This window comes from Hallella faecis, assembly GCF_018789675.1.
Lineage (GTDB): Bacteria > Bacteroidota > Bacteroidia > Bacteroidales > Bacteroidaceae > Prevotella > Prevotella faecis.
Genome location: NZ_JAHKBE010000016.1, coordinates 51,981 through 58,150 on the forward strand (window position 1 = coordinate 51,981; position 6,170 = coordinate 58,150).

The following is a 6,170-nucleotide window of genomic DNA, read 5'->3' on the forward strand; positions in this document are numbered from 1 at the left end:
AATAACAAATGGGCATAGGGCTAAAAGCATAAACTGCCAACGCATAAAAAAAGCATCCGAAACAACTGCTCCGGATGCTTTATTTTATAGAATTAGTATCAATTGATTAGTCGAGCCACTTCACGTAGCAGAAGTCCTGACGATGAGGCAAGTTGGCGTTCTTCGGGAACATACGCACGCAAGAACGGAACGAACCAGCATGATCGGGCTCATAAGTCAGTTCGAAGTGGTAGTTGTTACCCTCGTGACCAACCATCTTGAACTCGTGGACGCTGTAAACCTCACGGTCGGAACCATCGGTCTCAGGCCTCAATGTAACGAGCTCCAAGCCGATAGCATCGTCGAGGCCCTGCTCATCGATGACATACTTCAGCGTGTAGTTCACACCTGTCTCGCCACCCTCTACAAGCATCTTCACATCCTTGTCGACGACACGAATGCTATCCCAACGCTCGGCAACAGCTTCCTTCCAAAGGGCAATTTCCTTTGCCAAGCGATTATCGTTGGCAGAAAGCTTCTTGAAACGGTTAGCCTCCTTGATGTAGAACTTGTCGAAATAATCATCAAGCTGACGCTTCATGGTGTAATGAGGAGCGATGGTGGCGATAGAGTTCTTGATAACCTTCACCCACTTCTCGCTATAGCCCTTCTTACCCTTGTTGTAGTAAAGAGGAATAATCTCGTTCTCAAGCAGTGTGTAGATGGTAGCAGCATCAAGCTGATCCTGATAACCCTGGTTCTGATAGGTACGCTCCTGGGGAAGTGCCCAACCGGCACCCTCGCGGTAACCCTCAACCCACCAACCGTCGAGCACGGAGAGGTTGACAACACCATTCATCTCGGCCTTCTCGCCAGATGTACCAGAAGCCTCGAGAGGACGAGTCGGAGTGTTCATCCAAATATCAACGCCTGACACCAAACGGCGAGCCAACTGCATGTCGTAGTCCTCCAAGAAGATAATCTTTCCAAGGAACTGAGGCATACGGCTAATCTCGAAAATGCGCTTGATAAGGCCCTGTCCAGCACCATCGGCAGGGTGAGCCTTACCAGAGAAGAAGAACAATACAGGATGCTCAGGATCGTTCACGATCTTCTCAAGACGATCGAGGTCGGTAAACAACAGATGAGCACGCTTGTAAGTAGCGAAACGACGGCAGAAGCCAATCATCAGGGCATTGGGATTGATACGCTCCAAGATGCTAACCACCTTGGCGGGGTCGCCCTGATTGCGCAACCACTGCTGAGTGAACTTATTGCGGATAAACTTGATGAGTTTCTCCTTCAACTCCATGCGTGTCTTCCAAATCTCCTCGTCAGCTACATTATAGATGCCGTGCCAAATGCTCTCATTGCTCTGATCGTTCATAAAGTTGGCGTCGAAGTACTTATCGTAAACCTTACGCCACTCAGTAGCTGTCCATGTGGGGAAGTGCACACCATTGGTAACATAACCCACATGATTCTCCTCAGGGAAGTAACCAGCCCAAATAGGAGCGAACATCTTCTGGCTCACCCATCCGTGAAGCTTACTCACACCGTTAACCTCTTGACAAGTGTTGCAAGCGAAGATACTCATGCAGAAACGCTCGTTGTGGTCGTCAGGGTTTTGGCGGCCCATGCCGATAAACTCATCCCAAGAAATGCCGAGACGGCCTGGATAGCCACCCATGTACTTGCCGAAGAGAGCCTCGTCGAAATAGTCGTGACCTGCAGGAACCGGAGTGTGCACAGTGTAGAGCGAAGAGGCACGAACAAGCTCCATAGCTTGGTTGAACGACATGCCACCATCAACATAGTCGCACAGACGCTGCAGGTTGCAAAGAGCGGCATGGCCCTCATTGCAGTGATACACATCCTTAGTGATACCAAGCTTCTTCAGCATCAGCATACCACCAATACCCAGCAGGATCTCCTGCTTCAAGCGGTTCTCCCAATCACCACCGTAGAGAGAGTGAGTAATGGGCTTGTCGAACTCAGAGTTCATGTCGTTGTCTGTATCGAGCAGGTAAAGCTTGATACGGCCTACATTGACCTGCCAAACCAAAGCGTGAACCTGATAGTTCAGGTAAGGCACATCCACAACCACCTGATTGCCGTTCTCGTCCAGCACACGCTCAATGGGAAGCGAGTTGAAGTTCTGGGCGTCATACTTGGCAATCTGCTGGCCGTCCATGCTCAGCGACTGTGTAAAATATCCGAAGCGATAGAGGAAACCAACACCACAAAGGTTTACATTAGAGTCAGAAGCCTCTTTCAGGTAATCGCCGGCAAGCATGCCCAGACCTCCTGAGTAAATCTTCAGCACTTGGTTCAAACCATACTCCATAGAGAAGTAAGCAACAGAAGGACGATTCTTGTCAGGCTCCACATCCATATAGGCGCGGAACTTAGCATACACTTCCTTCACGTTCTTCATGATGGCCTTGTCGTTAACAATAGCCTCCTTGCGGTCGTAACCCAGACGATCCAGCAAGAGAACAGGGTTGTGACCGACCTTCTCATAGAGGTCTTCGTCAAGACTCTTGAAAAGATTGCGGGCCTCATAAGTCCAAGCCCACCACATGTTGTGGGCCAGCTCATCCAAACACTTCAACTGCTCGGGAAGACGCGACTTAATAGTCAGGTTCTTCCATTGCGGAGCATTGGCATAATCTGCTTTAATTTTCATAACACAGTAGTTTATAATAGTAATTTTTATTATTTTGCGAGTTTTCTTTCCTCTGCCTTACGCAAGGCAATGTCGTAAGCATCTTCATAATACTTGATGAAGTGGCTCCACAAAGCCTTCTTCGACAGTTTACTGGCATTGTCACGCGATTTCTTCACCTGGGCGACTGTGAAGTGGGAGAACTTGCTCACAGTGTCCTTGATGTTGTCTGCCACCTCAGAGAAATTGTAATCGGTACGGTGGATAACCTTCACACCATCCCCAATCTCACCATAATGTCCAATCTCAGAGTTAGCCCACAAACCAAAGCCAGCCAAGTCGGTTGTGACACAAGGCACCTTAAACGCCACCGACTCAAGCGGAGTGTAACCCCAAGGCTCGTAGTAAGAGGGATAGATGCACAGGTCATTACCCAAAATAACATCGTAATATGAGAGGTTTAAGATACCATCATTTCCCGTAAGGTAACAAGGTATGAAGATCAACTTCACGCGGTCTTCCTTACGATTCTGCATATCAAGATGTTTCAACATGCTCAGCACATTGTCGTGACTCATGTCATGCAGCCAATGGGTGACCGACGGAACCTCAAGCGGTGTATCGAACTTCTTACCACTGGCCAAACGATCCTGCAAATCCTTGCGGGGCTCGCCCACCCAGCCTGGAACCTTTACGAAAGCCACTACATTCTTATCGAGATTCTTGTCGCGGAGCAAACGGTTCATTGCCTCAATGTAAACATCAACACCCTTGTTGCGGAACTCATAACGGCCACTGGTAGATATAAGCAATGTTTCATCGCCCAAATCTGTGCCCAACAAAGCGTTGGCTACATCGAGCAGGCGTTTACGGGCCCACTTACGCTTACGCGTAAAGGCAGCACCTCGAGGCACAAAATCATCTTCGAAGCCATTGGGGAGAACCACATCAACAGGTTTGTCGAGAAGTTCAAGGCACTCACGCGCCGTAATATCACTCACAGTAGTGAAACAGTCGACATGGTGAGCGGTCTGCTTCTCAATAGAGTGCTTACTCTGCATGTTCAACTCTTCGGCCATCTGATCGCCATTATAGGCAAACAAATAGTCGTACAAGGGCTTATTATTGCCAGCAATACTACGGCCTATGCTTGTGGCATGAGTAGTGAAGATGGTAGCAATCTGTGGATAATGCTTCTGGACATAAAGTAATCCAAGGCCCGTCATCCATTCATTGCCATGATAAACGACCTTCTTCTTGGCGTCAAGATAGAAATCATAAAAGCTACCCACCACCAAAGCGGCAGCGTATGAGAACATGGAAGCCTCGTCATAGTCGCCATAAGCATGCAGACTATCTACCTGGAAATCATTCCAAAGTTGTCCATAGATCTCGTTTTTCTTTGAAAAATACTGATTAAAATCAACTAAGACAGCTATTGGCTCGCCTGGAACGGTCCAACGCCCCACACGGATTTTAAGCCCTTGCTTTGATGCAGCAAGTTGCCATTCACGAAAAAGATTGTCGTCTTCCTGAAAGTATGGCCTTTCCGTTTCCTTCCAACAATCGGGACCAATAAAAACCAAACGGTCGTGTAGTCTGTCTTGCAAAGTCTTAGCACGTGTCGAAAGAACGGCATAGATGCCACCGACTTTATTACAAACTTCCCAACTAGATTCAAAAATATAGTCAGGAAATAACTTTTCAATTTCCATAAATCTAACTAAACTGGTGATGCAAAGGTACTAAAAAATAAAAAAAAACAAGTATAATATCCCATAAAATTACAAAAGCTAACGTTTTCTTGATGCTTATTGTTAACTTTGCATATGTCAACAAGTTAGAACCATGAACAAACTCATTACTATCCTCCTGCTCGCATGGGCTTGTGTTTCTGCTAACGCACACACAAACACAACAGCTCAAACAGACACAATAACTTTCGCAGGAACCTTCGACAACAAAGAATATAATGTTTATCTCACCATAGACTTCTACCACAACAATGTAGTGGTTCCTAATCAAGAAATCTTTGGCGAGATGGCCGGATATTTCGGCGATAAGCGTGATAACCGCAAATGGCTATTCACTTCAGCGGAGATAACAGACTCAACTACTGCTACCATCAACATCACTAACGATTATGGCAGCGAAGACCTCGTAGCTACATTATCCAAACAAGAAAATGGCACTTTTATGCTGATACAGGAAAAAGGCAGCACACTGAAGATAGCAAGAAACAGCAAGTGGGTAAAACTTCCCAAAAAGCTCTTATTCACCAAAAGGGGAAGCGGAAGCCATTAAGCTACTATCTCCTACCCCAAACCGCAAACACCTCTTACAATGAAAGAAACACGCATCACAGAGCAACCCTCTCATTATAGCCATCTTGAACAATTGACTGTAGAACAACTTACTGCAGATATCAATCAAGAGAACATCGATGTGCCCAAGGCTGTTGGAAAAGCCTTACCACAGCTCAATCGCCTCATTAAGGTCATAGAGCAACAACTACGAAAGGGGGGACGGCTCTTTTACGTAGGTTGCGGAACCGGAGGACGACTCGCCACACTCGACACCATAGAAGTGCAAAACACTTATGGAACAGACGGAACACAGATACAAGCAATTTTTCCTGGCGGCATTAGCAAGTTGACCCAGACAAACGAGTCACACGAAGACGACATTAAAGATAGTTGGAGCCAACTGCTTCAAAAAAACATATCAGAAAAAGACATTGTTGTTGGATTCTCGGCTAGTGGTACCACTCCTTTTGTATTGTCAGCCCTACGCCAATGCAGAATAGTGGGTATAACCACAGGTTGCATTGTTAATAATCCCAACTCGCCCATTGCAAGCGAAGCCAATTATCCCGTAGAAGTAATCACCGGCCCAGAATTTGTAACAGGCTCCACACGAATGAAAGCAGGCACATCTCAAAAACTATGCTTGGACATGATAAGTACTACCGTACAGATACGTCTTGGGCGCGTAGAAGGAAACAAAATGGTGAACGCTAAACTAATCAACCATAAGCTCGTCGACAGAGCCATACGCATCTTCATGGAGCGAAACCCTCAGTATACCAATTATGAAGAAGTAAAGCAACTAATCCTACAGGCAGGTAGCGTGAAGAAGGCCGAAGAGAAATTGGAAGGATCAAACAAATGTAGTCAATCACACATATAGTATATTTACCATTGACACGATACAAATAAACAAATGTTGATTGGCTAACAATCTCAATAACATCCTTAATTCATTGCATATATAAAGGAGTTAGGGTAATGCCTAAATGTGGTAAAAACCCATAGAAAAGCCAAAGGTTCACCGAAGAGGGGGGAACAAATGACCCCACTGCAAAAACTCCTGGCATAAAGAAGAATGCCTATGTACTCTTCAAAAAACTGAGGTCAGAAATGGGAGAAAAGGATCGTAGCACAAGAGCCCTACGTCCTACAACAAGCAAAAAGCCCGAAGACTCGTTAGAATCCTCGGGCTTCGCTCTTTTGAAAGAAGGCGG

4 protein-coding genes are annotated in these 6,170 nt (G+C 46.2%); 2 read left to right on the forward strand and 2 right to left on the reverse strand.

Annotated elements, in window-relative coordinates:
* Window positions 1–106 precede the first annotated feature (106 nt).
* Window positions 107–2,668, reverse strand: a complete 2,562-nt coding sequence (glgP, locus tag KM934_RS05670) for an alpha-glucan family phosphorylase (protein WP_215759654.1) — start codon at window positions 2,666–2,668, stop codon at window positions 107–109.
* Between the two features lie 29 nt (window positions 2,669–2,697).
* A complete protein-coding gene (locus KM934_RS05675; protein ID WP_215759655.1) occupies window positions 2,698–4,362 on the reverse strand; it encodes a glycogen/starch synthase in 1,665 nt (554 codons plus the stop codon).
* Window positions 4,363–4,495: 133 nt separating this feature from the next.
* Between KM934_RS05675 and KM934_RS05680 the strand changes: the two genes are divergently transcribed.
* Together KM934_RS05680 and KM934_RS05685 are read left to right on the forward strand one after the other, a co-directional pair.
* A complete protein-coding gene (locus tag KM934_RS05680) occupies window positions 4,496–4,951 on the forward strand; it encodes a hypothetical protein (RefSeq protein ID WP_215759656.1) in 456 nt (151 codons plus the stop codon).
* A gap of 39 nt (window positions 4,952–4,990) precedes the next feature.
* Window positions 4,991–5,836 carry an N-acetylmuramic acid 6-phosphate etherase gene (locus tag KM934_RS05685; protein ID WP_215759657.1) on the forward strand — a complete coding sequence of 282 codons (846 nt, stop codon included), beginning with the start codon at window positions 4,991–4,993 and terminating at the stop codon, window positions 5,834–5,836.
* Window positions 5,837–6,170: the final 334 nt, after the last annotated feature.

What these genes read in the sequence shown, in the direction of transcription:
- KM934_RS05680 (WP_215759656.1), top strand. Translation starts at nt 4,496, where the DNA reads ATGAACAAACTCATTACTATCCTCCTGCTCGCATGGGCTTGTGTTTCT.
- glgP (WP_215759654.1), bottom strand. Translation starts at nt 2,668, where the DNA reads ATGAAAATTAAAGCAGATTATGCCAATGCTCCGCAATGGAAGAACCTG.
- KM934_RS05675 (WP_215759655.1), bottom strand. Translation starts at nt 4,362, where the DNA reads ATGGAAATTGAAAAGTTATTTCCTGACTATATTTTTGAATCTAGTTGG.
- KM934_RS05685 (WP_215759657.1), top strand. Translation starts at nt 4,991, where the DNA reads ATGAAAGAAACACGCATCACAGAGCAACCCTCTCATTATAGCCATCTT.